26 protein-coding genes and 2 tRNA genes are annotated in these 26,696 nt (G+C 67.8%); 22 read left to right on the top strand and 6 right to left on the bottom strand.

Going from position 1 to position 26,696, the window contains the following annotated elements:
- The first annotated feature begins 4 nt into the window (after positions 1 to 4).
- The 5 genes from ACFVT1_RS04885 (at position 5) to ACFVT1_RS04905 (ending at position 6,632) form a co-directional block, all read left to right on the top strand.
- Positions 5 to 568, top strand: a complete 564-nt coding sequence (locus ACFVT1_RS04885; RefSeq protein ID WP_389793338.1) for a DUF721 domain-containing protein — start codon at positions 5 to 7, stop codon at positions 566 to 568.
- 399 nt (positions 569 to 967) lie between these two features.
- Positions 968 to 3,109 (top strand): DNA topoisomerase (ATP-hydrolyzing) subunit B, encoded by a 2,142-nt coding sequence (gene gyrB / locus ACFVT1_RS04890; RefSeq protein WP_389792596.1) that lies wholly within the window; start codon positions 968 to 970, stop codon positions 3,107 to 3,109.
- 46 nt (positions 3,110 to 3,155) lie between these two features.
- Positions 3,156 to 5,786: a DNA gyrase subunit A gene (gyrA, locus tag ACFVT1_RS04895; RefSeq protein WP_389792598.1), complete on the top strand. Its 2,631-nt coding sequence runs from the start codon at positions 3,156 to 3,158 to the stop codon at positions 5,784 to 5,786.
- A 93-nt stretch (positions 5,787 to 5,879) separates the two neighbouring features.
- Positions 5,880 to 6,488 carry a DUF3566 domain-containing protein gene (locus ACFVT1_RS04900; RefSeq protein ID WP_389792600.1) on the top strand — a complete coding sequence of 203 codons (609 nt, stop codon included), beginning with the start codon at positions 5,880 to 5,882 and terminating at the stop codon, positions 6,486 to 6,488.
- Positions 6,489 to 6,558: 70 nt separating this feature from the next.
- Positions 6,559 to 6,632 (top strand) — tRNA-Ile (locus ACFVT1_RS04905).
- A gap of 381 nt (positions 6,633 to 7,013) precedes the next feature.
- On the opposite strand, the gene ACFVT1_RS04910 is transcribed toward ACFVT1_RS04905, so the two are convergent.
- The gene (locus ACFVT1_RS04910) at positions 7,014 to 7,385 is read right to left on the bottom strand and encodes a DUF6344 domain-containing protein (RefSeq protein ID WP_389792602.1); all 372 of its coding nucleotides are present in this window, start codon (positions 7,383 to 7,385) and stop codon (positions 7,014 to 7,016) included.
- A 306-nt stretch (positions 7,386 to 7,691) separates the two neighbouring features.
- Here ACFVT1_RS04910 and ACFVT1_RS04915 point away from each other — a divergent pair, with 306 nt between their 5' ends.
- The 3 genes from ACFVT1_RS04915 to ACFVT1_RS04925 all read left to right on the top strand — a co-directional run bounded on the left by ACFVT1_RS04915 (position 7,692) and on the right by ACFVT1_RS04925 (position 9,753).
- Positions 7,692 to 7,826: a DLW-39 family protein gene (locus ACFVT1_RS04915; protein ID WP_003958712.1), complete on the top strand. Its 135-nt coding sequence runs from the start codon at positions 7,692 to 7,694 to the stop codon at positions 7,824 to 7,826.
- 329 nt (positions 7,827 to 8,155) lie between these two features.
- Positions 8,156 to 8,344 (top strand): hypothetical protein, encoded by a 189-nt coding sequence (locus ACFVT1_RS04920; protein WP_389792604.1) that lies wholly within the window; start codon positions 8,156 to 8,158, stop codon positions 8,342 to 8,344.
- Positions 8,344 to 9,753: a hypothetical protein gene (locus ACFVT1_RS04925; RefSeq protein ID WP_389792606.1), complete on the top strand. Its 1,410-nt coding sequence runs from the start codon at positions 8,344 to 8,346 to the stop codon at positions 9,751 to 9,753. The genes ACFVT1_RS04920 and ACFVT1_RS04925 overlap by 1 nt, the downstream gene beginning before the upstream one ends.
- A 46-nt stretch (positions 9,754 to 9,799) precedes the next feature.
- On the opposite strand, the gene ACFVT1_RS04930 is transcribed toward ACFVT1_RS04925, so the two are convergent.
- Both ACFVT1_RS04930 and ACFVT1_RS04935 read right to left on the bottom strand, forming a co-directional pair.
- Positions 9,800 to 11,146 (bottom strand): serine/threonine protein kinase, encoded by a 1,347-nt coding sequence (locus ACFVT1_RS04930; RefSeq protein ID WP_389792607.1) that lies wholly within the window; start codon positions 11,144 to 11,146, stop codon positions 9,800 to 9,802.
- Between the two features lie 81 nt (positions 11,147 to 11,227).
- Positions 11,228 to 11,776 (bottom strand): DNA-binding protein, encoded by a 549-nt coding sequence (locus tag ACFVT1_RS04935; RefSeq protein WP_362192516.1) that lies wholly within the window; start codon positions 11,774 to 11,776, stop codon positions 11,228 to 11,230.
- Between the two features lie 171 nt (positions 11,777 to 11,947).
- On the opposite strand from ACFVT1_RS04935, the gene ACFVT1_RS04940 reads away from it, so the two are divergent.
- The 6 genes from ACFVT1_RS04940 (at position 11,948) to ACFVT1_RS04965 (ending at position 16,213) form a co-directional block, all read left to right on the top strand.
- Positions 11,948 to 12,020, top strand: a tRNA-Ala gene (locus ACFVT1_RS04940).
- Between the two features lie 238 nt (positions 12,021 to 12,258).
- The gene (locus tag ACFVT1_RS04945) at positions 12,259 to 12,768 is read left to right on the top strand and encodes a transposase (protein WP_389792609.1); all 510 of its coding nucleotides are present in this window, start codon (positions 12,259 to 12,261) and stop codon (positions 12,766 to 12,768) included.
- 498 nt (positions 12,769 to 13,266) lie between these two features.
- Positions 13,267 to 13,533 (top strand): hypothetical protein, encoded by a 267-nt coding sequence (locus ACFVT1_RS04950; protein WP_389792612.1) that lies wholly within the window; start codon positions 13,267 to 13,269, stop codon positions 13,531 to 13,533.
- 66 nt (positions 13,534 to 13,599) lie between these two features.
- The gene (locus ACFVT1_RS04955) at positions 13,600 to 14,364 is read left to right on the top strand and encodes an ATP-binding cassette domain-containing protein (RefSeq protein ID WP_389792614.1); all 765 of its coding nucleotides are present in this window, start codon (positions 13,600 to 13,602) and stop codon (positions 14,362 to 14,364) included.
- Positions 14,361 to 15,593 (top strand): hypothetical protein, encoded by a 1,233-nt coding sequence (locus ACFVT1_RS04960; protein ID WP_389792616.1) that lies wholly within the window; start codon positions 14,361 to 14,363, stop codon positions 15,591 to 15,593. Before ACFVT1_RS04955 ends, ACFVT1_RS04960 begins: the two co-directional genes overlap by 4 nt.
- Positions 15,587 to 16,213: a hypothetical protein gene (locus ACFVT1_RS04965; RefSeq protein WP_389792618.1), complete on the top strand. Its 627-nt coding sequence runs from the start codon at positions 15,587 to 15,589 to the stop codon at positions 16,211 to 16,213. Before ACFVT1_RS04960 ends, ACFVT1_RS04965 begins: the two co-directional genes overlap by 7 nt.
- Positions 16,214 to 17,150: 937 nt before the next feature.
- On the opposite strand, the gene ACFVT1_RS04970 is transcribed toward ACFVT1_RS04965, so the two are convergent.
- Entirely contained in the window at positions 17,151 to 17,963 is an 813-nt protein-coding gene (locus ACFVT1_RS04970) for a class I SAM-dependent methyltransferase (protein WP_389792620.1), read from the bottom strand.
- A gap of 55 nt (positions 17,964 to 18,018) precedes the next feature.
- Between ACFVT1_RS04970 and ACFVT1_RS04975 the strand changes: the two genes are divergently transcribed.
- The gene (locus tag ACFVT1_RS04975) at positions 18,019 to 19,062 is read left to right on the top strand and encodes a winged helix-turn-helix domain-containing protein (protein ID WP_389792622.1); all 1,044 of its coding nucleotides are present in this window, start codon (positions 18,019 to 18,021) and stop codon (positions 19,060 to 19,062) included.
- Between the two features lie 111 nt (positions 19,063 to 19,173).
- Here ACFVT1_RS04975 and ACFVT1_RS04980 read toward each other — a convergent pair whose 3' ends face one another.
- Positions 19,174 to 19,908, bottom strand: a complete 735-nt coding sequence (locus tag ACFVT1_RS04980; protein WP_389792624.1) for a DUF5324 family protein — start codon at positions 19,906 to 19,908, stop codon at positions 19,174 to 19,176.
- Between the two features lie 460 nt (positions 19,909 to 20,368).
- Here ACFVT1_RS04980 and ACFVT1_RS04985 point away from each other — a divergent pair, with 460 nt between their 5' ends.
- Complete coding sequence (locus ACFVT1_RS04985) at positions 20,369 to 20,896, top strand: peptidylprolyl isomerase (RefSeq protein ID WP_389792626.1); 528 nt, start codon at positions 20,369 to 20,371, stop codon at positions 20,894 to 20,896.
- 154 nt (positions 20,897 to 21,050) lie between these two features.
- Complete coding sequence (locus ACFVT1_RS04990; RefSeq protein WP_389793339.1) at positions 21,051 to 21,950, top strand: rhomboid family intramembrane serine protease; 900 nt, start codon at positions 21,051 to 21,053, stop codon at positions 21,948 to 21,950.
- A 515-nt stretch (positions 21,951 to 22,465) separates the two neighbouring features.
- On the opposite strand, the gene crgA is transcribed toward ACFVT1_RS04990, so the two are convergent.
- Positions 22,466 to 22,720: a cell division protein CrgA gene (gene crgA, locus ACFVT1_RS04995; RefSeq protein ID WP_148836940.1), complete on the bottom strand. Its 255-nt coding sequence runs from the start codon at positions 22,718 to 22,720 to the stop codon at positions 22,466 to 22,468.
- Positions 22,721 to 22,861: 141 nt separating this feature from the next.
- On the opposite strand from crgA, the gene ACFVT1_RS05000 reads away from it, so the two are divergent.
- Genes ACFVT1_RS05000 through ACFVT1_RS05020 form a run of 5 tightly spaced genes read left to right on the top strand, consistent with a single transcriptional unit; the run spans position 22,862 to position 26,691 of the window.
- Entirely contained in the window at positions 22,862 to 23,629 is a 768-nt protein-coding gene (locus ACFVT1_RS05000) for a DUF881 domain-containing protein (protein WP_389792628.1), read from the top strand.
- 26 nt (positions 23,630 to 23,655) lie between these two features.
- The gene (locus ACFVT1_RS05005) at positions 23,656 to 24,348 is read left to right on the top strand and encodes a class E sortase (protein WP_389792630.1); all 693 of its coding nucleotides are present in this window, start codon (positions 23,656 to 23,658) and stop codon (positions 24,346 to 24,348) included.
- A 56-nt stretch (positions 24,349 to 24,404) separates the two neighbouring features.
- Positions 24,405 to 24,587: a hypothetical protein gene (locus ACFVT1_RS05010; RefSeq protein WP_351072028.1), complete on the top strand. Its 183-nt coding sequence runs from the start codon at positions 24,405 to 24,407 to the stop codon at positions 24,585 to 24,587.
- A complete protein-coding gene (locus ACFVT1_RS05015; RefSeq protein ID WP_389792632.1) occupies positions 24,584 to 25,222 on the top strand; it encodes an aminodeoxychorismate/anthranilate synthase component II in 639 nt (212 codons plus the stop codon). Before ACFVT1_RS05010 ends, ACFVT1_RS05015 begins: the two co-directional genes overlap by 4 nt.
- Entirely contained in the window at positions 25,219 to 26,691 is a 1,473-nt protein-coding gene (locus tag ACFVT1_RS05020) for a class E sortase (RefSeq protein WP_389792634.1), read from the top strand. The genes ACFVT1_RS05015 and ACFVT1_RS05020 overlap by 4 nt, the downstream gene beginning before the upstream one ends.
- The last annotated feature ends 5 nt before the right edge of the window (positions 26,692 to 26,696 follow it).

A 26,696-nucleotide genomic window follows, 5' to 3' on the forward strand; every position in this document is an offset into this window, starting at 1 on the left:
TGAGGTGTCCGGGGTTTCCGGGGAGTCGGCTCAGGGGTCTTCGGGGGAAGGGAACCGGCCGGAGCCGTCGGGTGTGGACCTGGCGAGGGTGGCGTTGCGTGCGGCGAAGGAGCAGGCGCGTGCGCGTGGTGCTGCGGCGCAGCAGAAGAAGCAGGCCAGGCGGGGTGGTGGGCTGCGTTCGGGGGCGCGGGCGGACGGGCGGGATCCGTTGCCGCTGGGTGCTGCGATCAATCGTCTGATCACTGAGCGTGGTTGGGAGACGCCTGCCGCGGTGGGTGGGGTGATGGGGCGTTGGCCGCAGATCGTGGGTGAGGATCTGGCGAATCACTGTGTTCCGCTGCGGTACGACGAGGATCCGGACGAGCGGGTACTGACGGTGCAGTGCGATTCGACGGCGTGGGCGACGCAGTTGCGGTTGCTGGCGCCTCAGCTGGTGGCCCGGCTGAATGCGGATCTGGGGCACGGCACGGTGAGGTTGATCAAGGTGTTGGGGCCGGGGGGGCCGCAGCGCAGATTCGGTCCGCTGCGGGCGCCGGGGAGCACCGGGCCTGGCGATACGTATGGCTGACGCTCCTGAGCTGGGCTTTTTCTCTTCTTGAGCGGCTGGGGCCGGGTTTTGGACGGGGTCGGGGCTCCGTGCTGTCTTCTTGACGGCGCTGTCCGTCGCATCCGTGTTGCGCGGATATGTGGTGGTTGCAACCGGGCGGGTGGATTGGGGCGTCCCTCACGGTAGCGAGAGGTTGACAGGTCGAAGCGCTCAATGCCGGTGTGAGCCCCTTGGGGGCCCTTCCTGAATATGGGGAGTCGTCAGGCGCTCATCCAGGGCGGCACATGCGTACTCAGGTACCGGCAAACCCCCATTCATGTCGGCGCTACCGGTAGACTGGTGAACAATCCCGCATCCTTGCGGGAGTCGTCGATACAAGCCGAACGACGCAGCCGCTCCCGACTGACCGGAGAACGGCCTGTGCTGTGCCAGAAAGGGCGCTTCGTGGCCGATTCCGGCAACCCCAACGAGAACATTCCGTCCACACCCGGTGAGAGCGGCGAGGTGATCGCCTCGGGCGGGGCACTCGTCTCCGGCGAGGCACCCGCTTCGGGCGAGACAGCCGCTTCGGGCGAGGTCACGGCCTCGTACGACGCCAGCGCGATCACCGTCCTCGAGGGTCTGGACGCGGTCCGCAAGCGACCTGGCATGTACATCGGCTCGACCGGTGAGCGAGGCCTTCACCACCTCGTACAAGAGGTTGTCGACAACTCGGTCGACGAGGCGATGGCCGGGCACGCGGACACGATCGACGTCACGATCCTCGCCGACGGCGCGGTCCGTGTGATCGACAACGGCCGGGGTATCCCGGTCGGCATCGTGCCGTCGGAGAAGAAGCCGGCGGTCGAGGTCGTGCTGACGGTCCTGCACGCCGGCGGTAAGTTCGGCGGCGGCGGTTATGCCGTCTCCGGTGGTCTGCACGGTGTCGGTGTCTCCGTGGTGAACGCGCTGTCGTCGCGTCTCTCCGTCGAGGTCCGGACGGACGGATACCGCTGGACCCAGGACTACAAGCTCGGTGTGCCCACCGCTCCGCTGGCCCGCAACGAGGCCACCGACGAGACGGGGACGTCCGTCACCTTCTGGGCCGACGGGGACATCTTCGAGACGACCGAGTACTCCTTCGAGACCCTGTCGCGCCGCTTCCAGGAGATGGCGTTCCTCAACAAGGGCCTGACGATCAAGCTCACCGACGAGCGCGAGTCGGCCAAGGCGACGCTGGGCGCGGATGTCGCCGAGGTGGCCGAGGCCGCCGAGGAGCAGCAGGTCCGCACGGTGACGTACCACTACGAGGGCGGCATCGTCGACTTCGTGAAGTACCTCAACTCCCGCAAGGGCGACGTCATTCACGAGTCGGTGATCGACATCGAGGCCGAGGACAAGGAGCGCCTCCTCTCGGCCGAGATCGCCATGCAGTGGAACACGCAGTACAGCGAGGGTGTGTACTCCTTCGCGAATACGATCCACACGCATGAGGGCGGCACGCACGAGGAAGGTTTCCGTGCGGCGCTGACGACGCTGGTCAACAAGTACGCGCGGGACAAGAAGCTGCTGCGCGAGAAGGACGACAACCTCACCGGTGACGACATCCGTGAGGGTCTGACGGCGATCATCTCGGTGAAGCTGGGCGAGCCGCAGTTCGAGGGGCAGACGAAGACCAAGCTGGGCAACACGGAGGCGAAGACCTTCGTCCAGAAGGTGGTCCACGAGCACCTCACGGACTGGTTCGACCGCAATCCGAACGAGGCGGCCGACATCATCCGCAAGGGCATCGCGGCGGCCACGGCCCGCGTCGCGGCCCGCAAGGCGCGTGATCTGACCCGTCGCAAGGGGCTCCTGGAGAGCGCCTCGCTGCCGGGCAAGCTGAGCGACTGCCAGTCCAACGACCCGACGAAGTGCGAGATCTTCATCGTCGAGGGTGACTCCGCCGGTGGTTCGGCGAAGTCCGGCCGCAACCCGATGTACCAGGCGATCCTGCCGATCCGCGGCAAGATCCTGAATGTCGAGAAGGCCCGGGTCGACAAGATCCTGCAGAACACCGAGGTCCAGGCGTTGATCTCGGCCTTCGGTACCGGGGTCCACGAGGACTTCGACATCGAGAAGCTCCGCTATCACAAGATCATCTTGATGGCGGACGCCGATGTCGACGGCCAGCACATCAACACCCTGCTGCTGACGTTCCTCTTCCGCTTCATGCGTCCGCTGGTCGAGGCCGGGCACGTGTACCTCTCCCGCCCGCCGCTCTTCAAGATCAAGTGGGGCCGGGACGACTTCGAGTACGCGTACTCGGACCGGGAGCGCGACGCCCTGGTCGAGCTGGGCAAGCAGAACGGCAAGCGGATCAAGGACGACTCGATCCAGCGCTTCAAGGGCCTCGGCGAGATGAACGCCGAGGAGCTGCGCGTCACCACGATGGACATCGACCACCGTGTCCTCGGCCAGGTCACGCTGGACGACGCGGCGCAGGCCGACGACCTCTTCTCGGTGCTCATGGGCGAGGACGTCGAGGCGCGGCGCTCGTTCATCCAGCGCAACGCCAAGGACGTCCGCTTCCTCGACATCTGAGTCGGCCGTACCAGCAAGCCGCCGCTCGAAAGGACTTTGACCAGCAATGGCCGACGAGAACACCCCTGTGACACCTGAAGAGGAGCCCGCCGCCGGTGTGGGCATGCGTGTCGAGCCCGTGGGGCTCGAAACGGAGATGCAGCGCTCCTACCTCGACTACGCGATGTCCGTGATCGTCTCGCGTGCGCTGCCGGACGTACGGGACGGTCTCAAGCCCGTCCACCGCCGGGTGCTGTACGCGATGTACGACGGCGGCTACCGGCCCGAGAAGGGCTTCTACAAGTGCGCCCGTGTCGTCGGTGACGTCATGGGTACGTACCACCCGCACGGTGACTCGTCGATCTACGACGCGCTGGTGCGACTGGCGCAGCCGTGGTCGATGCGGATGCCGCTGGTGGACTCCAACGGCAACTTCGGTTCTCCGGGCAACGACCCGGCCGCCGCCATGCGGTACACCGAGTGCAAGATGATGCCGCTGTCCATGGAGATGGTCCGGGACATCGACGAGGAGACCGTCGACTTCCAGGACAACTACGACGGCCGCAACCAGGAGCCGACGGTTCTGCCGGCGCGTTTCCCGAACCTGCTGGTCAACGGCTCGGCGGGGATCGCGGTCGGTATGGCGACCAACATTCCGCCGCACAACCTGCGCGAGGTCGCGGACGGTGCGCAGTGGTACCTGGAGCACCCGGAGGCCTCGCAGGAGGAGCTCCTGGAGGCGCTGATCGAGCGGATCAAGGGCCCGGACTTCCCAACGGGTGCGCTCGTCGTGGGCCGCAAGGGCATCGAGGAGGCGTACCGCACCGGCCGTGGCTCGATCACGATGCGTGCGGTCGTCGCGGTCGAGGAGATCCAGAACCGGCAGTGCCTGGTCGTGACGGAGCTGCCGTACCAGACCAACCCGGACAACCTGGCGCAGAAGATCGCCGACCTGGTGAAGGACGGCAAGATCGGCGGGATCGCGGACGTCCGTGACGAGACGTCGTCGCGTACGGGGCAGCGTCTGGTCGTCGTGCTGAAGCGGGACGCGGTCGCCAAGGTCGTGCTGAACAACCTGTACAAGCACACCGATCTGCAGACCAACTTCGGCGCCAACATGCTGGCGCTCGTCGACGGTGTGCCGCGCACCCTGTCGATCGACGCGTTCATCCGCCACTGGGTGACGCATCAGATCGAGGTCATCGTCCGGCGTACGAAGTTCCGTCTGCGCAAGGCGGAGGAGCGGGCGCACATTCTGCGTGGTCTCCTCAAGGCGCTCAACGCGATCGACGAGGTCATCGCCCTCATCCGGCGCAGCCAGACGGTCGAGGTGGCGCGTGAGGGCCTGATGGGCCTGCTGGAGATCGACGAGATCCAGGCGAACGCGATCCTGGAGATGCAGCTGCGCCGGCTGGCCGCGCTGGAGCACCAGAAGATCACGGCCGAGCACGACGAACTCCAGGCGAAGATCAACGAGTACAACGCGATCCTGGTGTCGCCGGAGCGGCAGCGGCAGATCGTCAGCGAGGAACTGGCCGCGATCGTCGAGAAGTTCGGCGACGACCGGCGTTCCAAGCTGGTGCCCTTCGACGGTGACATGTCCATCGAGGACCTGATCGCCGAGGAGGACATCGTCGTCACGATCTCGCGCGGCGGCTATGTGAAGCGTACGAAGACGGACGACTACCGCTCGCAGAAGCGCGGCGGCAAGGGCGTGCGTGGCACGAAGCTGAAGGAGGACGACATCGTCGACCACTTCTTCGTGTCGACGACGCACCACTGGCTGCTGTTCTTCACGAACAAGGGCCGGGTGTACCGGGCGAAGGCGTACGAGCTGCCGGACGCCGGCCGTGACGCCCGCGGTCAGCATGTCGCCAACCTGCTGGCCTTCCAGCCGGACGAGCGGATCGCGCAGATCCTGGCCATCCGCGACTACGAGGCCGCGCCGTATCTGATCCTGGCCACGAAGGGCGGTCTCGTGAAGAAGACCGCGCTGAAGGACTACGACTCGCCTCGTTCCGGTGGGGTCATCGCCATCAACCTCCGGGAGACGGCGGACGGTGCCGACGGCACGGCCGACGAGCTGATCGGTGCGGAGCTGGTGTCGGCCGAGGACGACCTGCTGCTCATCAGCAAGAAGGCCCAGTCGATCAGGTTCACCGCGACGGACGATGCGCTGCGCCCGATGGGCCGTGCCACTTCGGGTGTCAAGGGCATGAGTTTCCGCGAAGGCGACGAACTGCTCTCGATGAATGTTGTCCGGCCGGGTACGTTCGTGTTCACTGCCACCGACGGTGGGTACGCGAAGCGGACTCCCGTCGACGAGTACCGCGTTCAGGGTCGTGGCGGCCTGGGCATCAAGGCTGCGAAGATCGTGGAGGACCGGGGTTCGCTGGTCGGTGCGCTGGTGGTCGAGGAGACGGATGAGATCCTCGCCATCACGCTCGGCGGTGGTGTGATTCGTACGCGAGTCAATGAAGTCAGGGAGACGGGCCGTGACACCATGGGCGTCCAACTGATCAATCTGGGCAAGCGCGATGCCGTCGTCGGCATCGCCCGCAACGCCGAAGCCGGTCGTGAGGCCGAAGAGGTCGAGGGGTCCGATGACGCCGAGACCGCGACGGCGGAGGCTGCCGAGAGCCCAGTCGAGGGCAATGCCGAGGGTATGTCGCCTTCGGCAGGGGAGCACGAGGAGTAGAGCGTGAGTGGAGCCACGGGCGCCGGTTCGGCCGCTTCCGGAGCAGGAGCGAACGGTGCCCGTGGCCCTGCCACGGACTCCCAAGGGGGCACTGTGACGGACACCCGGGGGCCACAGCCCCAGTACGAGGGTTACGCGACCGGGCCGTTGCCCGGTGAGCGCGAGCCCGCAGCGGGGCAGGCGAGCGGGCCGTACCACCCGCCGCAGGCATACCCCTCGCCCGCGGGCGGGACCCAGGGCGGCCGGCCGGACGGCACGCAGGGTGGTGCACAGGGCGCCGGCGCCGCGCAGGCGGCCCGGCGGCCGCGGACAGGGGCGCGGACGACTCCGCGTACCCGCAAGGCGCGGCTGCGGGTGGCCAAGGCCGACCCGTGGTCGGTGATGAAGGTGAGCTTCCTGCTCTCCATCGCGCTCGGCATCTGCACGGTGGTGGCGGCGGCGGTGCTGTGGATGGTGATGGACGCGATGGGCGTCTTCACCACCGTCGGCGGCACGATCAGCGAGGCCACCGGCTCGAACGACAGCAACGGCTTCGATGTCCAGTCGTTCCTGTCGCTTCCGCGGGTCCTCATCTTCACCTCGGTCATCGCGGTGATCGACGTGGTGCTGGCGACCGCGCTGGCGACGCTGGGCTCCTTCATCTACAACCTCTCGGCGGGCTTCGTGGGCGGCATCGAGCTCACGCTGGCCGAGGACGAGTAGGGCTCGGAGTATCGATTTTGGGACTGGCCCCGACGTGCGCTAATCTTCAGAAGTCAGCGCAGAGCGCGGCGGGGCTATAGCTCAGTTGGTTAGAGCGCATCCCTGATAAGGATGAGGCCACAGGTTCAAATCCTGTTAGCCCCACAGTGACAACAGAAGGCCCGGTTCCTCTTCGGAGGCACCGGGCCTTCTGCGTGGGGTCGTTGCGACGTGTTCTTCGTGTGGGGGCGGGTAGTTCGGGCCGGGTCGGGGCCGGGTTCCGGTTGGGCCTGGTCCTGCGTGCGGTTCCGTGCAGGGGCGCGTGTGTCGGACCGGGGGCCTCTGCCGCCCTCCTCTGCCCTCCCCTCTGTCGTCCGCCTCCGTGGTCTTCGCGGCTGTCCTCCTCCACCTGCCCTCTGCCCTCGTACCGGGCCCTCGCACCGCGCCCCTCGTGCCGGAAGGGGGCAGGGCGGGGCTGGAGCGCACGGAGAAGCCCCCGTCCGGTGTGAACCGGCCCGGGGGCTCTGTACGTCAGTTGCGCGGCTCTCACGGCGGGAGGAGGGACGCGTCCCCCGCCGGGGCTCCGTGGGTGGCGCGGGCGGTGCTCCTGGTTTCCGTGGCGTCCGTCGTGTCTGCGGACAGATGCCGGGTGGCGGGTGAGGAGCCGTGCGCCTCGGCGTGGATGCGCTGCTTCATCGTGGGCGGCAGTGCCCGGTCACGCGGAAGGGTCCACCGCACCGACGGGGTGGTCGCGGTTGCCGCGGTCGCACCCGTGTGCTCCTGGTTCGTGGTGGCCGCCTCCGGGGCGCTCGGCTCCGTGGCCGCCGCGGGGGTGCTCATGAGCCCCAGGGCGGCGAGGAGTGCGAAGAAGGCGGTGACGAAGGTGGTCCAGATGTTCCTGGCCTTGAAGGTGCGCATGGCCCCTCGCTTTCGGGTGATCCGGTTTGCTTACCTTTCTGATGATGTGGATGTGGCCCGTGAATTCGTGGACCGACGCCGCAGATCCGCCGATCTTCAGATGAACACCACTCGTCTGGTGCAACCGGGCTTGACGGGCTTGCGCGGGACGATCGGTGCGGGCGCGGCGCCCGGTCGGAGCGATTCCCGGGTGGCCGCTTTTCCCTGGCGCCAGTTGGGCCGCAGGTAGGTCACCGATCGATATCGGCCGGTGTGTATAGTCGGGCGGCAGAAGTCCCCTACGTCAAGGAAAGACGAGGTCGCGCGGTGAAGAAGCTTCTCCTGGTCGCACTGGCCGCCATCGGCGGGCTCCTCGTGTACCGCCAGATCCAGGCGGATCGCGCCGAGCAGGATCTGTGGACGGAGGCGACTGACTCCGTGCCCGCAGGTTCGGGTGTGTGAGACAGAACAGCCTGATTGCGGGCCCCGGTCGCTGAGCGGCCGGGGCTTCGTGCTGTTGCGGGACCGTGACGTCCGCACCCTTGAGTTCACCTAAGCAAATCAATAGGTTGCGAGAGCAAAAGGTCCGGGTTCTCGGCCGGGGGTACGCGTGGCGGCGCAGGACCGAGGCCGCCGTACTGCGGCAGGGGCGGAAGGCCGCTGAGATCGCGTCGGCAAGGCCGCCGGGATCGCGGAGAACGCGCGGGCCGGCGTGGTGCCGCGGGAGCCGGCGCTCGATGACGGGCCGGCCGGCCCCGGGTTGGCCGGCCCGGAGCACCGTGCCGCCCGCCATGGCCAAGAAGGCGGACAAGAAGGGTAATCCGAGCAGCGTCGCAGACAGCGGTGGTACGGGCGGGGCAGGATGGACCGGCATTGCGGCCGCTGCCGGGGCGGGCGCTGTGGTGGTCGTGATCGCGGGGCTCGTGTTCGTGCGCGGGCGTCGCAGGCGCGCCACACAGATGACGAGGGGAAGCGCGTGATGAGGCAGCGCAACAGGGGCCGGGTGGCGCTGGCCGCCGTCGCGGCGATGTGCGCGGCGGTGGCGCTGCCGGGACAGGCGTACGCGGCCGGGGAGGATGCCGCGTACACCTTCGATCCCGGGGCGAAGAAGGTCAGCGGCGCGGAGGTCAGCACCGAGGCGTCGGCGCTCTCGTCCGGATCGGTCTACAAGAGCTCGATCAAGCGCGGCGAGAAGCTCTACTACCGCCTGAACCTCGACGCGAAGACGAATGCGTACGTCTCGGCGGTGGCCGTGCCCGGGGACGGCGGCCAGGTCGCCTACGGGGACGGCATCACGGTCAGCATCAGGGACAGCGCGGACCTGCAGTGCAGTTCGGAGGACGCCCGGTTCGAGTCGGCGGAATACCCGCGTCCGATCGCGGCGTACGCCTACCGGATCACCGGGAAGGACAGCAGCACCTGTCAGGAAGCCGGAACGTACAACGTCCTGATCGAGCGGGAGAGCAAGGCCACGTCCTCGTCCGGCGCATGGGACCTGGAGCTGCGCTACGAGTCGGAACCGCAGCTGAAATCAGCCGGTTCGATGCCGAACGAGGCGCCGGAGAACTGGCCGTCGGCCTCCCCGGTGCCACTCACCGCCGCTCCGCAGAAGCGGTCGGGCGGCACCAGCTACTACGACGCGACCAGCCTGGAAACCGGCGAGTGGCACGACGACATCGCGCCGGGGCAGACCCGCTTCTACCGGGTGCCGGTGGACTGGGGCCAGCAGATCTTCGCCACCGCCGATCTGAGCAACAACAACGCCTCCGACGAATTCATCGGCAGCGCGCTCGCGGTGTCCCTCGACAATCCGGCCCATGGCCATGTCGACGACGCGACGCCGCTGTCGTACTCCGGCAAGCCCGCGTCCGTATCGCTGGATCCGCTGCCTCCGGTGGCGTACGAGAACCGCTACGACTCCACCAGCAGCGTCAGTGCCATGCGGTTCGCCGGCTGGTACTACCTGTCGGTGACGCTCAGCCCGAAGGTCGCGAAATCGTACGGCGACAAGGCCATTCCGCTGAACCTCAGGATCAAGGTCGAGGGGACGGCGCGGAAGTCGCCGTACGCGGGGGGCGCCGGGATCTTCTCGGTCACGCAGGACGACAGGGACATGGCCAAGAGCGGCAAGAGCGACCCCGAGGCGGCCAGGAGCGCCACCATGAGGACGGTCGGCGTGGCCGGGATAAGCGCGGGTGCGGTGCTGGTGCTCGGGCTCGGCGTGTGGACGCTGCTGGCACGGCGCCGCGCGGTGACCACCCCGGCGGGTCCGGCGAGTCCGGCAGCGTTGGCGGGGCAGGCAGCCCCGCCTGGTGCGAACGGTCCCGCCGCCGGGGGCCCGGCCGGGGGCGGGCAACCGCCCTATGGCGGCCCGCCGCAGACCTGGTAGCGGGCCGGAACCGCTGCGCGTACGGCGGCGGTTCCGGCCGGCGTGCTCAGCTCTGGGTCAGCGCCCAGACACCCACGGCGAAACAGATCAGCGCCACCAGCAGGACCGGGACCGCCACCTTCAGGGGCGGTCCCGGACGCTTCCGCGGTGCGTGCGCGGGAGGTGCGTATCCGGTGGCGGGATCCTGCGGCTGCCCGGTGGTGTAGGCGCGGGTGAGAGCCGGCTCGTGGTGCCCCCCGGCCGTGGGAGCCTGCGAAGGATCCGGTGCGGGCGTGGCGAACGGGGCGGACGTGTATGCCGGGGGCGGAGTGGGAGGCGTGGCAGTCTCCGCCTGCTGGAGCTGCGGCGCGGGCTGCTGCGGGGGCGGCGGGAGGTGGAAGCTGCCCGTTTCCGACATCGGGACCGGCGGCTGGGCGTAGGGCTGCTGCACGGGCTGCGGGGCCGCCTGGACCTGCTGTGCGGGCGGTACGGGCGGTGTGGGCTGCGCGTCCTGCGCGGCCGCTCTGGGGGGCGTGATCGGTCCGTCGGGCCCGAAGCCGGCGGGTAGCGGCCCGAGTTGGTCGAACACCTCCACCGGCTCGTCGTCGATGCCGGGCTCGGGCAGCATGTCGACCGCGGCCGTCAGCGCCTTGCGCGCACCCGTGGCCGTACGGAACCTGGCCTGGGGATCCGGCTGCAGCAGCCCCGCGAGGACCTGCCACAGCGGCTCGGGAATCCCCTCCGGGGCGCCGGGAGTTCCGTACGTGGCGAAGTGCTCGACGATCGCCTGCGCGTCCGGCTTCTTCCCCTGGAGCAGATACAGCGACACGAGACCGACCGCGAACAGGTCCGCGGGGAAATCGGGTTCCGCGCCCATCATCTGCTCCGGCGCGAAGTAACCCGGCGTTCCCACCACGTAGTTGGTCTCGGTGAGACGCGGCTCGCCCTTGCGCATGGAGATACCGAAGTCGGACAGCCGCAGATGCGGCCGTCCGGTGCCGGTGGCCTCCATCAGGATGTTGGCGGGTTTGATGTCCCGGTGGACGACACCCTCCGCATGCACCGTCGACAGCCCGGACAGCAGCTGGTCGAGCAGTGTGCAGACGAAACGAGGAGGCAACGGCCCGTAGTCGCCGATGACATGGGCCAGCGAACCGCCGCTCACCAGGTCCATGGTGAACAGGACCTTGTCGTCGTCCGCGGCCCAGCTGGCCGGGGCCAGCACATGCGGATGCTCGATCCGCAGCGCCTGCTCGCGGACGAAGCGCAGCAGCGTGTGTGCGTCGCTCTGCTGGAGGACCTTGGCCGCCACATAGCGGCGGCGCCGGTGGTCCCAGGCGCGCCATACGGCGCCGACCCCACCACGCCCGATCGGATCGATCAGTTCGTACCGACCGGCGAAGACCTCACCCATTGCGCTGCGCCCGCTCCCAGTTCCTGTTTCGGCTCGTGCCCGGCTCTCGGGGGTAGTGCCCTAGGACATGTCGGACAGGTCCTAGCTCTGGTGTCCCTCGTAGTGCGCCACCGCGTCCGCGGTACGTCCTGCGCCGTACACCTTGAGGAACTCTGCCAGCTCGGGGTGGGTCGGGGCGAGGGAGTCGGCGGCATCGATGATGTCACCGGCGGCCGCGACCGACCGCAGCAGCGACTGGATCTCACGCACCACGCGCCGGACCGTCGGGGCGCCGCCGGTGTGGGAGGTCTGGCCGGTTCCGGTGAGGACGGAGCCGCCCTGGGACTTCTTGATCTCTTCCATGCGGTTGGTGGCCTCTCCCGCGCTGGCACTGCCGTCGGCGACCTGACCGGCCAGTTCCTGGAGCGCCTGGACGCGCTGGACGACCGCGGGGTTTCCGATCTTGGCCCGCTGGCCGCTCATCAACTGGGAGAGCATGGGGGCGGACAGCCCGAGGACCGCAGCGAGCCGGGCCTGGTTCAGACCGAGATCATCGATCAACCGGCGAAAGAGCGCCCCCAGAGGTTCTCCGTACCAACTGCGCTGAAGCTCCCTGGCTCTTGCTGTTGCCTCTTGCTGAGCGGCATCCATGGCGTCTCCCCATCGCTGCGACTTCGCTGCTGCGAACCTCGTCGAGCATCTTACGGAGAGTGGTCGCCGACCGGGAGTCCCCATCTTTTTGCAAGATTCCGGGGGGTACCCGGTACTCTGGTCTGCGGCGGTCGCCGAGACGTTGAAACGTCCGGTGCTGTCCGTCTTTTCGGGGCCTTAGCTCAGTTGGTAGAGCGCTGCCTTTGCAAGGCAGATGTCAGGAGTTCGAATCTCCTAGGCTCCACTTGTCAAATGCCCTCTGACCTGCGGAAACGTGGTTTCAGGGGGCATTTTCTGTGCCCATCAACAGGCACCTCAGTGCCCACCGGGCGTGGGGGAGCCCTTGTGCCCCAAGGAGTTTCCTCGTTCTTGTCTCCCCTGTGGACCTCCTAGGCTCAGCCGGGCTCGTCGGGTGGGGGTGAACCGATCCGGGTTCGGTAGAGGCTTCAGATTGCGGCCTTGACCTGTGGTTCTCGTGTGTTTTGGTCCTGGGTGGTTTTGCGCAGATCTGGGCCCGCGAACTGGACGAGGGCCGCTGCTGGCGCTCCGAGCGGACCATGTATCGGATTTTGGCCGCCGCCGGGCAAGGCGGGGAACGCCGCCGCCAGGCCACCCACCCGCCCAAGACTGTGCCGCACCTGGTGGCGACCGCCCCGTGTCAGGTGCTGACCCGGGATATCACCAAGCTGTGCGGCCCGGGCAAGGGCGTGTGGTACCACCTCTACGGGATCACCGACATCTTCAGCCGCTACATCTGCGGCTGGGCTGTCGAACGTGCTGAATCTGCCGACCGGGCCGGGGAGTTGATCCGCGAGGGCATCGTGCGCAACGGCGTCGTCCCCGAGACCGTGCGTGCCGACCGCAGTACCTCGATGACCAGCAAGAAGGTTTCCCAGCTGCTGCTCGACCTCGGGGTTACCCGGTCGCACTCGCGGCCAAAGGTGAGCAACGGCAACCCCTGCAGCGAGGCGAACTTCAAAACGATCAAGTAATGCGGCGAGCACCCCCGACTCGCTCGACTCCCTCGCCCAGGCCCGCGGCACCGCAGACCCGGTCCGCGAGCAGCACGCCGTCACCCCGAACGCTTCGCCCGCCGCTCTGTGCCGCCCGCGACACCCGAACAGGCTTGGACAAACAAACCGAAACCAAAAAAAGAACCCGTATAGCAGTCTAAATACCGGCAAATAGTTTTATTTGACTTGGCAACTTCCGTGGCGGGGGCATTCCAGTCACTTGCGGCTTCCGACCCGGACAATGCGGGACTTAAAGGCGCTTCACGATGTGAACTTTTTTTGCACAAACTTTCACAACATCTGGCAAGTGCGTGACCGGATTCTGGACAAGATCTCGAATCTGCGACCTCGGAACCCTGTGTGCGGCATACAGTCATTCCGACGCCGGGAACAGACCGGTGTTCAGCCCTTCTCAGAGGCTTTCTGCATGGTTAGGGGAGGAATTCTGAGCGTAAGAGAGCCGCAACCATAGGTGCCGTGCTGGCCAGTGCGACCCTGCTGCTCGGCGCAACACCCGCTTCGGCCGGTGAGGTCGGTGCCCTGGCTCTGTCCTGCAAGACCAGCGCCGGCAGCACGGGTGGCTGGGCCGAGTGCACCGGCTCCGGCAAGTGGCGCGCCAAGGCCGTGTGCGACTTCGAGTCGGACAAGTACGCGGACTGTGTCGACCAGAAGAGTGGCACGGTCCGGGTCTATGTGCCGGACTGCACCTTCAACATCGAGAAGGTTGTCGTCGAGCTCCTCTGACGCTGCCTGAGTGACTGCGCTGGGGCGTAGTGCAAGTACGCCCCAGCGCTAACTCTAGGATCACACATGCCATTGATCGAAGTGAATGCCCTCCACCAGGGGTACAGGCGTAAACCAGTCGTTCGTGGGCTCAACCTCGAACTCGATGTCGGTGCCTTCGGCCTTCTTGGCCCCAACGGCGCGGGGAAGAGTACGCTACTGCGGACTCTGGCCACAATGGACCGGCCTACCTCGGGGAGCATTCGCGTGTTCGGCCATGAGGTCACCACGGCGAAGCAGCTCCGGGCAGTCCGGCGTGAAATCGGGTTTCTTCCGCAGAGTTTCGCCTACCCCGCAGACTTCACAGTGACCGACTTCGTGAGGCATTGTGCCTGGTTGCGCGAGATCCCCCGGAATCGTATTCCGAAAGAGGCTGCGGAAGCGATCGAGCGGGTAGAGCTTGGCGACCAGGCCGGCACAGCGCTACGGAGACTGTCCGGTGGCATGTTGCGTCGAGCGGGCATCGCCCAAGCGATCGCCGGACGGCCACGACTGGTAATCCTCGACGAGCCGACTACGGGGCTTGACCCGCACCAGAGAGTCAGGTTCAGGGAGCTCATCCGGGACTTGGCTCAGGAGAGCTGCGTCCTGCTCAGCACCCACCTTGTCGAAGATGTTGCCCACACCTGCTCACAGATCGGCGTTCTGTACGAGGGCACTCTGCGCTTCGTAGGTGCGCCCGCCGAATTGGAAGGATTGGCTACCGCCGACGCTCCTGGGGACACTGCATTGGAAAAGGGCTATGCATCGGCTCTGAGCGGCCCAGCTTCACAGGGGGCCAGTACGCCATGACCGGGCTCTCTGTTGAACTCCGCCGCACTCCCATGCGTTGGGCGGCGTTGCCTTTGCTCATCGCGGCCGCTGCCATGGTCTTTTTCGTCGGTGGGGACTGGCGGGGCTCCTGGCCGGAGACCTCCGCCGCAGCCACCCGCGCGGCGATCCCTCTGATGGTGGCCGCCGTCGGTTTGGCGGCGCACCGGGCCTCCCAGCTCCGCCGCAGCGGCTCAGACGTACTTCTCGCTGCGCGCCCCCTGCATCAGGTGGAACTGACACGTCTGACCGCTGATGCCGTGTGGCTTAGCTCTGTGTATCTCCTCTGTACTGCATTCACCTGGATTGCCACAGTTGGGGCACCGGGTCGCCCCTGGCCGGAGTATGCCCTTTTTGGGGTCTCTGGAGTGGTATTCGCGCTGGCACTTGGATACTTCATCGGGCAACTGCTGCCCAGCCGTTTCACCGGCGCGATTGCGGCTGTCGGGGGGTTCATGCTCTTCAGCCTCGTGTTCAGCTCGCAGTCCTCCCCGCTCGCCAATGTCGTCTTCTACCACTCCATCGATGTGCGCCTGTCGGCCACGCATCTGGCATGGCGGCTCGCGGTCACGGTGTTGGCTGTTGCCGCTATGTGCACCGTGAGCTCGCTTATGAGCCGGGACCGGGCCATGAAAGGGGCGGCGAGTGCCAGTGGGGTCTTCTCAGTTGTCACGCTGATCTGCATCGCTGCTATGCCCGGCAACGGCAGTGACCTCCTGGAGGCCCGTCAGGTGGAGGAACCTGTGTGCGCACCAGGTGGGGGAAGCAGTGTGTGCGTGTGGCCCGAACACGCGAAACGACTTCCTGATGCCGTCGATGAGGCGGAGAGAGTAGCTGCGGCTGCGAAGGGTGTTCTGCCCGCCCCGAAGCGCTACGCGGAGCAGGGGTTGGAGCGGAACGGCTCTGGTGGCTTCACACTGGACCATGGTCAGAAAGACCTTCTGCACACCGCTCTTCTGGAGCTGACATCCCCGCACAAGGTCTGGTGCGAAGGTGAATCAGAAGCCGGGACGGAACGAAAGATGTACGCAGGACTGCAACTGGAAGCGTGGCTGGAGGCACGAGCCGTGGGCTCCCGCAGGTTGCCCGCGTACGAGTACTCGGGGGACACGGGGTGGCAGTCCGACGTCCGGCGCGTCCTGAGCCTGCCAAGCGCTGATCAAGTAGCTCCGGCGAAGCAGTGGGCTCGTGAGATGCAGGCGCCATGCTGACCGGCGATCGCGGATTCTCGCCGCTGAACACCTACTTCCGGTCGCACCGAAGCGCGCGCACCCTGGCCTTCATGGTGGGGTGCACTGCGGCGCTCACATGGTGGGGCGGTCAGGCTGTCCTCTTTCCGAACGTGAGCGGGGACCGGCCCATCCCCGCATCTGGCGCTGCGTTCATGCCGCTGCTGCTGGCGATTGGAGTGCTCGTTTCGACCATCGACGGCATGGCCGACTTCTCCCAGGCCGCGGCCCTGCCCCGCCGTCGTGTGCTTGCGTCTCACCTGACTGTCGCGTTCGGAATCGCCGTGCTCTTGGCGTGTGTCGCACTCATCCTGTCCGGCGATCTGGAGGCCTTCCCGCTAGCCTTCAGGAACATGCTGGGTTTCACCGGGTTGGCAGCTTTCTCCGCTGCTCTGTTGGGTTTCAGGCTCTCCTGGCTGCTTCCCGTCGTGCAGACAGTCCCAGCATTCCTTCTGGGCGCACCAGGGGCCAAGGGAACTAGGGCACAGTGGTGGGAATGGCCGCGGGCCGGCACCGAGAACGGAACCGCGTGGGTGGTGGCGGTGGGGCTGATGACACTAGGAATGTTGCTTGTGCTCCTGCGAGCTGACCGCAGAAACTGACGTGCTCTGAGTTGAACGGTGGACCACCGCAGCACGGAGGTCTGTTCCCGGTCCTCCCGTACAGCTGGCTGCGGCTGGTCGTCGGAGATCAGGACGCCATCGCAGCTTTCACACAGTGGCTCGCAAAACGTCCTTTGCAGGGGCAGACCGCAGGGTGGTCGACCTCACCGAGCCGGGCACGCTCCAACCGCTTCGCGAGCCAACCAAGTGGTGGTCAGACTCCGTCAATTGCCCTACGGCCCTGCCGCGCAGGTTGATGAGCAAGCTGAGTGCGTGCGCGGAGTTTCCACGGGATGACGTGCGGCGTTTGCCTGATAGCGATGCTTCGATTTGCGCAAAGCAGGGAATTTCTCCCCGAAGGCCCGGGATTTGCAAGGGACTTGAGTGTCAGGAAGTTACTATTGCAACCGAGGGTTGGAGTGTGCCCACCAGTGGGCACATCGAACTGGGGTGGAAGGATCGAGCGGAATGGAGCCGGACGGAAACGGGTGGGAAAGCCCGGTTCTTTCGCAAAGGATTGCCAAAGTTGCAGGTAGATGCGGTCCTCGATTCGGGTTCGAATCTCCTAGGCTCCACGTACCAAATGCCATCCGACCTGCGGAAACGTAGCGGCGGAGGGCATTTTTCGTCTCAGCGGGGGCGGGGTACGCGCGGTGAGCGTTCCGGCTGCTGAGCAGGACGAGCGCGCCGATCGACGCCGGGGACGGTTGCGCCGGGGGCGGGCCGGCCAGTGACCGCCAGGCGGCGGTCCGCGTGCTCCCGCCCGTCCACCTGCGAGTTCTCCCGCTCGATCGGCAACCTCCTGGGCCAGGCCGATCTCTACCGCTGGTGTTTCTCCGGCTCCAGACCGGTCGCGAAGGACACGCTCGATACGGGGGCGGAGCAGTCCCCGCGGTTTTGCGGGGCGGGTGTGCGAGCGGATTCCGGGAGGGCGCCGTCATCTGGGGCCGAAGCTCTCCCCCGCGATGAGCAGGCGGTACCCGTAGTCCACGCTTTCCTTGTCGAGCAGGTCGGCATGGCGGCGCCGCCATGCACCGGAGTCGAGGTCGGCGCGGAGTTTCTCCATCGCCGGTTCAACGACGGAGGGCGGAAGCTGCGCGAAGGTGGAGCTGGCCTGCCGGACGGCCGGATCGAGGTAGAGCTCGGGCCTGCGCCAGTAGGCGATCTGGAAGCCGTCGGTGAAGTCGTGCGGGATGGGGAAGGGCAGCACCGTATGCGCGTCGAGCGCCTCGGCGACCTCGGACAGAGGGGTGAAGCGGGCGTTCTCCAGCTCACGGATCTCCGGCAGGTACTCCTGGAGCAGCCACAGCTCCGGCCGGTGGACCGGATCCCAGGTGAACACCACCTGACCGCGCGAGACGCGGCGCAGTTCCCTCAGCCCGCGGCGCACATCCGGCCAGTGGTGGACGGTCATGACCGCCATCGCCGCGTCGAAGGAGCCGTCCGGGAACGGCAGGCGCTCGGCGCAGCCCTTCACCTTCCTGAGCCTCGGGTGCTGGTCGAGCATGACGTGCGAGGGGTCGACCGCGGTGACGTCGGCGCCCTCGGGCTCGTACGAACCGGCGCCGGCCCCGACGTTGACGACGGTGCGCGCGCCTGCCAAGGCCTGGCCGATCAGGGAGTGCAGTCGGGGATCGGGGCGGCGGACGAGCCGGTAGCCGGTCCCGATGCGGTCGTAGGTCGCCGGCCCGGAGCCGGTTCCGATGCGGTCGTAGGTTGCCGGCCGGGAGCCGGTGGCAGCGGATTCCATGCGGCCAAGACCAGCAGGTCGACCGGTCGGCGGCCATAGATTTAGTCTGGGCCGAATGTTGTCGTTCCATCTCGGAATGCGGGACCTGGCCGCGGTCCGGTTCGCCGGCTCACCGCTCCAGGAGACGGTCCTGAGCCTGTGGGCCTGGCACAACCCCATCCGACACGCGGTGCATCAAGCCTTCCTACGCCAATCCGCACCCCTGCTGGACCAGTTGGACTGGCCCCTCCTCCAGGCGCTCGTCGGTCCCCGCCGCCTGCTCCCCGATTTCCTCACCCCCCACCCGCCGGTGCCGGAACCCGACATCGACGACGAGTTCCGAGCGCTGCGCGCCACCGCACCCGAGCGCGTGACCCGTGAACTGCGCCAAGCGGCCGACGGCCGGCCAGTGCACCCGCTGCTGGACCAGGCCCACCACGACCCGCACGCCCTGCTGCACCGCATCGCCGACGCCCTGCACGCCTACTGGGTTCTCGTGGTCGCCCCCCACTGGCCGCGTATCCATGCCGTCCTGCGCGCCGACGTTCTCCACCGCGCACGCCGACTGACCGACGACGGGGCCGCAGCCTTGTTCCGCGGCATCGATCCCGGCCTGCAATGGAGCGACGGCACCCTCGTCATGGACGCCTGGCCCGGGGAACACCACGACATCGACGTCGACGGCCGCGGGGTGACCTTCACCCCTTCTCTCTTCTGCGACCACGCAGTCACCCTCGTCGACCCGGCCCTCCCACCCCGGATCTGGTACCCGGCCCGCGGCCGCGGCACCGTGTGGCACACCAGCGACACCACCCCACCCAGCGCCCTGACCGACCTCCTCGGCCGCACACGCGCACGCGTACTCCTCCACCTCGACGAACCACGCAGCACGACCGACCTCGCCCGCCGCCTCGCACTCAGTCCGGGCACCGTCAGCCAACACCTGGGCGTCCTCAACCGCGCCGGCCTGGTCAGCAGGGCCCGCTGCGGACACACGGTCCTGTATCTGCGCAGCCGACTGGGCGATCAACTGGTCGCCCAGCGGCGGGTCCGCCGACAGGGCCGCCCACAGCCGCATCCCGTGGGTGAAAGTCCGCTTCGCCGACAGAACCGCAGGTGAAGAGGGTCTCGGTGTCGGGTTTGAATCCCCTGGGCGCCACATAAGAAAGGCAGAACGGGCGTCGGAAGACCTCAAGGTCCTCCGACGCCCGCTCCGTCGTGCGGGGACTGCTCAGCGGCGGTCGTCGAGATCGGTGCCGTCCACACCCTCGGGACCGTCCGTCCCCTTGTTCTCCGCATCGGCCTGCTTGGCCTGGACCTCCGGGTCGAGCGAAGTCGGACCGCTGCCGTCGACAGAGCTCAGCGGTGCGCGGTCGGACACCTCCGTGGGAGCGGGAGGCTCGACCAGCCAGTCCGGGTTGGCCTGCCTGTCCCACCACCTCCAGGCGGCGTAGGCGCCGCCCGCCACGACGCCGACCACGGCGAACACCTTGAAGAACCGGCCGGCCCTCGCCCGCCGCTCGTGCTTCCTGGCCAGCTGCCTGATCTCCTTCGCGGTGACCTGCCCGCGGAGCGCGGCCAAAGCGGCGGCGCTGCGGGCCGAGGCCTCCTCGGCGACGGGCTGGGCGACCGCCATCGCGTGCTCGACGCGCGGCACTGTGTAGTCAGCGGCGGTACGGGCGGCCCGGCGGGTGCGGTGTGCGGCGCGCTGGGCCACCTCGTCGACCTTGGGCGGCACATGGGCACGGGCCAGTTCGATACGTGGGGCGAGACGCGCGTCGTACTGGACGCGGGCCTGCTGGGCTGCCTTCGACACCTTGGGCGCGAGCCGCGTGCGGGCTTCGCACGCGAGATGTGCGGCCTGGTCCTTGGCCGAGCCGGCATAGGGCGCCACCACTTCCGCGGCGTGCTGCACGCTGTCCTTGGCCGAGTCGGTTGCGGCGCGCACGCTGTCGATGCGGGTCACGGGAATCCTCCTCCTTGGTGGCGGGTAGGTACTCCGCCTTTCCACCCATTTCGAGATCATGCCTGCCCTGGGCCTGTATGGCATGCGGGGCAGGCATCCGGGTCATTCAGGTCATGTCTGACGCTTTCAGGCAATGCGGTGCAAGGGGAGCTTGCCGACGACAATGCCACGGTTCGGTTCAGCCCGCGCCGGTTGGTCACGCACTTGGCCGCATTTGTTCCTGCGGGGAGCGGCAAGGACGCGGTTTCGGGGAAGCCGCAGGCGAACGGGGCGGAGGCGACGCCGTCGCACCGGGCGCCCGATCGGGCAAGAAGGTGAGTGGAGCGCGTTCGGGGTGGCGGCCGGGCGCCGGAGCGGAAGCTCCGTGCGAGGATCGGTGGAACGTCAGCGCAGACCTGACGCCATCCCTCGCGGACGTGGCGTCACCGAAGACTCACCGAAGACTCACGGAAGGCAGATCGTGGCTGAGCAGCTTTACGCCACCTTGAAGACCAATCAGGGCGACATCGAGATCCGGCTTCTGCCGAACCACGCACCCAAGACGGTCAAGAACTTCGTCGAGCTCGCCAAGGGCGAGCGTGAGTGGACGCATCCCGAGACCGGCAAGAAGTCCACGGACCGGCTGTACGACGGCACCGTCTTCCACCGCGTCATCGGCGGCTTCATGATCCAGGGCGGCGACCCGCTGGGCAACGGCACCGGCGGCCCGGGATACGAGTTCGGTGACGAGTTCCACCCCGACCTCAGCTTCAACAAGCCGTACCTGCTGGCCATGGCCAACGCCGGTCCGGGCACCAACGGATCGCAGTTCTTCGTGACCGTCTCGCCGACCGCCTGGCTGACCGGCAAGCACACCATCTTCGGCGAGGTCGTCGACCCCGCCAGCCAGAAGGTCGTGGACGCCATCGCGGCCACCCAGACCAACGCCCGTACCGACCGTCCGCTGCAGGACGTCGTGATCGAATCGGTCGTCATCGAGAACCGATGACAACCGGTGGTCATCGGATGATCACTCGCTGATCGTCCTCCCGGGAACCAACCGCCCTGCTCGTCCGTACTTGTTACATAGCGGACGAGCAGGGCGGCGTTGTGCGCCCTGCCGCTACGACAAGGACCGAGGGGACCGGGAAGCCATGGGACCGATGGACCAGCAGCCGCCGGAAGAGCAGGACCGGTCCGCCGCCGCGGACGGCTCGATGGGCTGCTACCGCCACCCCGGCCGCGGGACGCACATCCGCTGTGTCCGCTGCGACCGCCCGATCTGCCCCGAGTGCATGGTCAACGCCTCGGTCGGCTTCCAGTGTCCGGACTGCGTCCGCCAGGGATCCGGTACGGGACACGGCCCGGCCGCCAATCAGCCGCGGACCGTCGCCGGCGGCAGCATCGCGGCCGACCCCCGCCTCGTCACCAAGATCCTCCTCGGCATCAACGTCGCCGTGTACATCGCCGTGCTGGCGAAGGGCGAGCTGGTCAACGAGCTGCTGCTGCTCGGCCGCGCCACGACCCACTTCGGCGGTCCGCTGGAAGGCGTCGCCGAAGGACAGTGGTACCGGCTGGTCACGTCGATGTTCCTGCACCAGGAGATGTGGCACATCGTCTTCAACATGCTGGGGCTGTGGTGGCTCGGCGGACCGCTGGAAGCCGCGCTCGGCCGCGCCCGCTACCTCACGCTCTACATGCTCTCCGGCCTGGCGGGCGGCGCTCTCACCTACTGGCTCTCCGCGCCCGTACAGGGCTCGCTCGGTGCCTCCGGAGCGATCTTCGGTCTGCTGGGCGCCACCGCCGTGCTCATGCGTCGGCTCAACTACGACATGCGCCCGGTCTTCGTGCTGCTCGCGGTGAACCTGGTCATCACCTTCAACCCCTGGGGCGGAATCGCCTGGCAGGCGCATGTCGGCGGCCTGATCGCGGGCACGCTGATCGCGATCGCCATGGTGCACGCACCCCGCGAGCGGCGCGCACTCGTGCAGTACGGCACCTGTGCGCTGGTCCTGGTGGCTGTGGTCGCCATCGTCGTCGCCAGAACAGCCGCGCTCACCTGAGAACGCCTGGACCGCCGAACGCCTACTTGAGAACAGCCTCCGCTTACCTGGGACCAGTACCGGGGGCCAGCCTCCGGTTGCCCGGCCACACCTGTGGCACCTGCCCCGGTTGCCCGGCCACACCTGTGGGACCTGCCCCGCTTGCCTGGGATCCGCCCCCGTTGCCTGGAACCAGCCACCGGTCACTGAGCGGACACCACACCTCCGCGGGCCCGGTTCTCCCAGGGGGCTCCCTCAGCCGCCTGTCCACAGCGTCAGTTGTCCACAGCACGTGTCGGATCTTGTGCATTCTGTGGGAACAGCTGTGCCCCTTGTCGCTGAGCTGGGTTTTTCCAGCAGGGACAAGGGGCGTGCCATCCCTCGACGAGGGAGACTGCAGTCACATCGGCGTCAACAGTCAGGGAGTTATCCACAGATCGTCTGACCTTTTCCCCTGCCTGTGGATAACGCTGTGGGTAACTCGGGGCAAGGGTTGCGGGACCGGGCCCCGCTGTGGGGTCAGGTGTCCTGCGGCACTACTTCCACTGCGTGGAGACGCCGAAGCCGCCGGCGATGAAGCCGAAGCCGACGACGATGTTCCAGTTCCCCAGTGAATCGATCGGCAGATCGCCGTCGGTCACATAGAAAACGACGATCCAGGCCAGACCGATGAGGAAGAGCGCCAGCATCACCGGCGCCACCCAGCTACGGCTGGTCAGCTTTATGTTGGTTGCCTGCTTCGCCGGAGGGGGCGTGAAGTCGGCCTTCTTGCGGATACGTGACTTCGGCACGAGGAACTCTCCTGTCGATGCGCTGCGTGACCGCGCAGGGAACTGTGGCTGGCGCCGGGGCGGGGCGCGAGGGGGAATGCTGCCTCCCCCAGGCGTCCGTTAGCGTAGTGCTTCCGTGGCGCCGAAGGAGATAAGGGTACGTTGAGCAATTCTGCCGACTCCCCCCAAGGACCGGTCCGGCGCACCTTCCGGCATCCGGTCCGGGTGCTCACCGCTGCCGTCTTCGCCCTTGCCGGACTCATCTTCGTCACCAGCGCCAACACGGCCAAGGGCACCAACATCCGCACCGACTCCTCGCTGCTGAAGCTCTCCGACCTCATCCAGCAGCGCAGCGGCAAGAACGCTCAGTTGGACGAGACCAACGCGTCGGCACGCGAGGACATCGACACGCTCGTACGCCGCGACGACGGCAGCACCGAGGCGGAGGACGCCCGGCTCAAGGGGCTGGAGCGGGCCGCGGGCACCACAAAGCTCTCCGGCCGGTCCGTGTCCGTCACTCTCGACGACGCCCCGCCCAACGCCACCGCCAACCCCGGCTACCCCGACCCGCAACCCAACGACCTGGTCATCCACCAGCAGGACCTGCAGGCGGTGGTCAACGCCCTCTGGCAGGGCGGAGCCCAGGGCATCCAGGTCATGGACCAGCGGCTGATCTCCACGAGCGCGGTGCGCTGCGTCGGCAACACCCTGATCCTCCAGGGCCGGGTCTACTCCCCGCCGTACAAGATCACCGCGGTCGGCGACCCGGCCGGCCTCAAGCGGGCACTCGACAACTCCCCGGCGATCAACAACTACCTGCTGTACGTGAAGGCCTATGGTCTCGGCTGGAAAGTCGACGAGCACGAGGCGGTGACTCTTCCCGGCTATTCGGGCACAGTGGACCTCCACTATGCGGAGCCGGTGAAGTAGCGAGCGTCTGTGGGGAGGCCGACAGGGTGTCGGTGCGACTGATCGTGAGGACGTTCAGCGAACTCTGCATCACCGTCGGCGCCCTGATCGTGCTCTTCGTGGCGTACGTGCTGTTCTGGACCGGGGTGAAGGCCGCAGGCGCGACCGAGGGGCAGATCGACACCCTGCGCGACCAGTGGGCGCGGGGCACGGTGTCCGCCCCGGCACCGGAGACGTCCCCGACGCCGCCGCCCGCCCCCGCGGCGTACCGGGACGGAAAGCCGTTCGCGATGCTGTACATCCCCCGCTTCGGCAAGGGCTGGGAATGGCCCGTCCTGGAGAACACCGAGGTCAGGACCTTGCAGAAAGGGCTCGGCCACTACAGGGGGACCGCCCGCCTCGGCGCGACGGGCAACTTCGCGGTGGCCGGACACCGCCGCACGTACGGCGACCCGTTCAAGGACTTCCCGAAGCTGCGCCCGGGCGACGCGGTACTGCTGAGGGACGGGACGACGTGGTTCACGTACCGCATCGACAAGAAGCCCTACCGGACGGTACCGAGCGACGTCGGGGTCATCGACCCCGTACCCCGCACGTCGGGCTTCGACGGGCCGGGCCGCTATCTGACGCTGACCACGTGCGACCCCGAATGGGGCAGCAGCCACCGGCTGATCGCCTGGGCGCACCTCGATGCGACCCAGCCTGTGACCGACGGCAGGCCGGCAGCTTTCCACAGCTGACCCACGCTCCTGCCCCGGCCCTTTAGTCTGGTCCCGTACCGAATGGAGGGGACAGCATGTACGGCTGGATCTGGCGGCATCTGCCGGGCAACGCATGGGTGCGTGCGCTCATCTCGCTCGTGCTGGTGCTGGCTGTCGTCTACGCGCTTTTCCAGTACGTCTTCCCCTGGGCGGAGCCGCTGCTTCCGTTCGGCGACGTGACGGTCGACGGCTCGACCGGGACGGGGGCCGGACAGTGAGCGCCCGCATCCTCGTCGTGGACAACTACGACAGCTTCGTCTTCAACCTCGTCCAGTACCTCTACCAGCTCGGCGCCGAGTGCGAAGTGCTGCGCAACGACGAGGTGACCACGGCGCACGCCCAGGACGGCTTCGACGGGGTCCTCCTGTCACCCGGTCCCGGCACCCCGGAGCAGGCGGGAGTCTGCGTCGACATGGTCCGCCACTGCGCGGACACAGGCGTCCCGGTCTTCGGTGTCTGCCTCGGGATGCAGTCGATGGCGGTGGCGTACGGCGGTGTGGTGGACCGCGCCCCGGAGCTGCTGCACGGCAAGACCTCGCTGGTGACCCATGAGGGCACCGGGGTCTTCACCGGCCTGCCGTCCCCCTTCACCGCGACCCGCTACCACTCGCTCGCCGCCGAACCCGACACGGTTCCGTTGGAGCTGGAGGTGACGGCGCGCACCGCCGACGGCATCATCATGGGGCTGCGGCACCGCGAACTGGCGGTGGAGGGCGTGCAGTTCCATCCGGAGTCGGTGCTGACCGAGCACGGCCACCTGATGCTGGCCAACTGGCTGGCCCAGTGCGGCGACACAGCGGCCGTCGCGCGGTCGGCGGGGCTCGCGCCGGTGGTGGGCAAGGCCGTCGCGTGACCGCACTCCGCCCCGAACACGACGCCGGACAGGACGGCCCGTACGAGCAAGAAGCGTCCGAGGCCACAGGCGCGTTCGAGGCGGCGGTCGACCGGCTGGCGGATCCGCTGAACGATCCCCTGCCGGGGCAGCATGCCTCGCCGTGGTTCCGGTCCGGCAACCTCCCGTCGGAGGAGCCGAAGGAGCCGGGCGCGGGGCAGGGGCGAGGGCGGGGGCTGCACCGGGCACCGGATCCCGGGACGCGGGAACCGCAGGCGCGGACGCCGGCACAGGAGCCTGGGCAGGCGCCGGGACCGGCGCCGCAGGGGGCACAGGGGGCGGCGGGGACCCCACGGGAGTGGTACGACCCCGAGGGGTTCGAACGCGACTGGTACGGGCAGCAGACGCCCGCGCCGACGCCACGGGCACGGTCCGTGCCCGTTCCCCTCCCCGTGGACGACCAGACGGTCGGGCTGCGGACAGCAAACACCCGCCGCCCGGTCGACCAGGCGGTGCCGAACCGGCAGCCGAATCCCGGGCCGGAGCGGGGGCCGGGACAGGTGTCGGAGCCGGTGCCGGCGAGCGATGCGGAGAGCCTCGCGGATCCGAGGGCGGAGCCAGGACCGGATGCGGGACGGGGCCAGGACCGGGAGCCCGAGAAGGCCGATCCCGAACCGCCCACCGGAGGCCGCGCCGAGCGCCGACGCGCGGCGAAGGGACGCGGCCGCCGACGTACCGGAACACGGCCGGAGGCCACGGCATCGGCTGCGAAGCCGATGTCGCGCGTCGAGGCCCGGCGCGCGGCGCGCGCGGCCAAGGACAGCCCGGCCGTTGTCGCCAGCCGGGTCGTCGGAGAGCTGTTCATCACGCTCGGTGTGCTGATGCTGCTGTTCGTCACCTACCAGCTGTGGTGGACGAATGTGCGCGCCGACCAGTACGCCGGCAAGGAGACGCACAAGATCCAGGACGACTGGGCGAAGGGCGACCGCAACCCGGGAGTGTTCGAGGCAGGGCAAGGCTTCGCCATCATCCACATCCCGAAACTGGACGTCGTCGCTCCGGTCGCCGAGGGCATCAGCAAGGAGAAGGTCCTCGACCGGGGCATGGTCGGCCACTACAGCGAGGGCACGCTGCGCACCGCGATGCCCTCCGCCAAGCAGGGCAACTTCGCGCTGGCAGGCCACCGCAACACGCACGGCGAACCATTCCGCTACATCAACAGGCTGCGCCCCGGTGACCTGATCGTGGTCGAGACGCAGGATGCCTACTACACGTACGAGGCGACGAAGACCCTTCCGCAGACTTCGCCGTCGAATGTCTCGGTGATCGGTGCGGTGCCGCCGGGTTCGGGATTCACCGGGCCGGGCCGGTACATCACGCTGACGACCTGTACGCCGGAATTCACGAGTACGTACCGTTTGATCGTCTGGGGCAAGATGGTCGACGAACGACCGCGCAGCAAGGGGAAGCCCGACGCGCTCGTGGGCTGAAACAT

This window comes from Streptomyces sp. NPDC057963, from assembly GCF_042887155.1.
GTDB lineage: Bacteria > Actinomycetota > Actinomycetes > Streptomycetales > Streptomycetaceae > Streptomyces.

What these genes read in the sequence shown, in the direction of transcription:
- gyrA (WP_389792598.1), top strand. Translation starts at nt 3,156, where the DNA reads ATGGCCGACGAGAACACCCCTGTGACACCTGAAGAGGAGCCCGCCGCC.
- ACFVT1_RS04910 (WP_389792602.1), bottom strand. Translation starts at nt 7,385, where the DNA reads ATGCGCACCTTCAAGGCCAGGAACATCTGGACCACCTTCGTCACCGCC.
- ACFVT1_RS04920 (WP_389792604.1), top strand. Translation starts at nt 8,156, where the DNA reads ATGGCCAAGAAGGCGGACAAGAAGGGTAATCCGAGCAGCGTCGCAGAC.
- ACFVT1_RS04925 (WP_389792606.1), top strand. Translation starts at nt 8,344, where the DNA reads ATGAGGCAGCGCAACAGGGGCCGGGTGGCGCTGGCCGCCGTCGCGGCG.
- ACFVT1_RS04930 (WP_389792607.1), bottom strand. Translation starts at nt 11,146, where the DNA reads ATGGGTGAGGTCTTCGCCGGTCGGTACGAACTGATCGATCCGATCGGG.
- ACFVT1_RS04935 (WP_362192516.1), bottom strand. Translation starts at nt 11,776, where the DNA reads ATGGATGCCGCTCAGCAAGAGGCAACAGCAAGAGCCAGGGAGCTTCAG.
- ACFVT1_RS04955 (WP_389792614.1), top strand. Translation starts at nt 13,600, where the DNA reads ATGCCATTGATCGAAGTGAATGCCCTCCACCAGGGGTACAGGCGTAAA.
- ACFVT1_RS04960 (WP_389792616.1), top strand. Translation starts at nt 14,361, where the DNA reads ATGACCGGGCTCTCTGTTGAACTCCGCCGCACTCCCATGCGTTGGGCG.
- ACFVT1_RS04965 (WP_389792618.1), top strand. Translation starts at nt 15,587, where the DNA reads ATGCTGACCGGCGATCGCGGATTCTCGCCGCTGAACACCTACTTCCGG.
- ACFVT1_RS04970 (WP_389792620.1), bottom strand. Translation starts at nt 17,963, where the DNA reads ATGGAATCCGCTGCCACCGGCTCCCGGCCGGCAACCTACGACCGCATC.
- ACFVT1_RS04975 (WP_389792622.1), top strand. Translation starts at nt 18,019, where the DNA reads ATGTTGTCGTTCCATCTCGGAATGCGGGACCTGGCCGCGGTCCGGTTC.
- ACFVT1_RS04990 (WP_389793339.1), top strand. Translation starts at nt 21,051, where the DNA reads ATGGACCAGCAGCCGCCGGAAGAGCAGGACCGGTCCGCCGCCGCGGAC.
- ACFVT1_RS05010 (WP_351072028.1), top strand. Translation starts at nt 24,405, where the DNA reads ATGTACGGCTGGATCTGGCGGCATCTGCCGGGCAACGCATGGGTGCGT.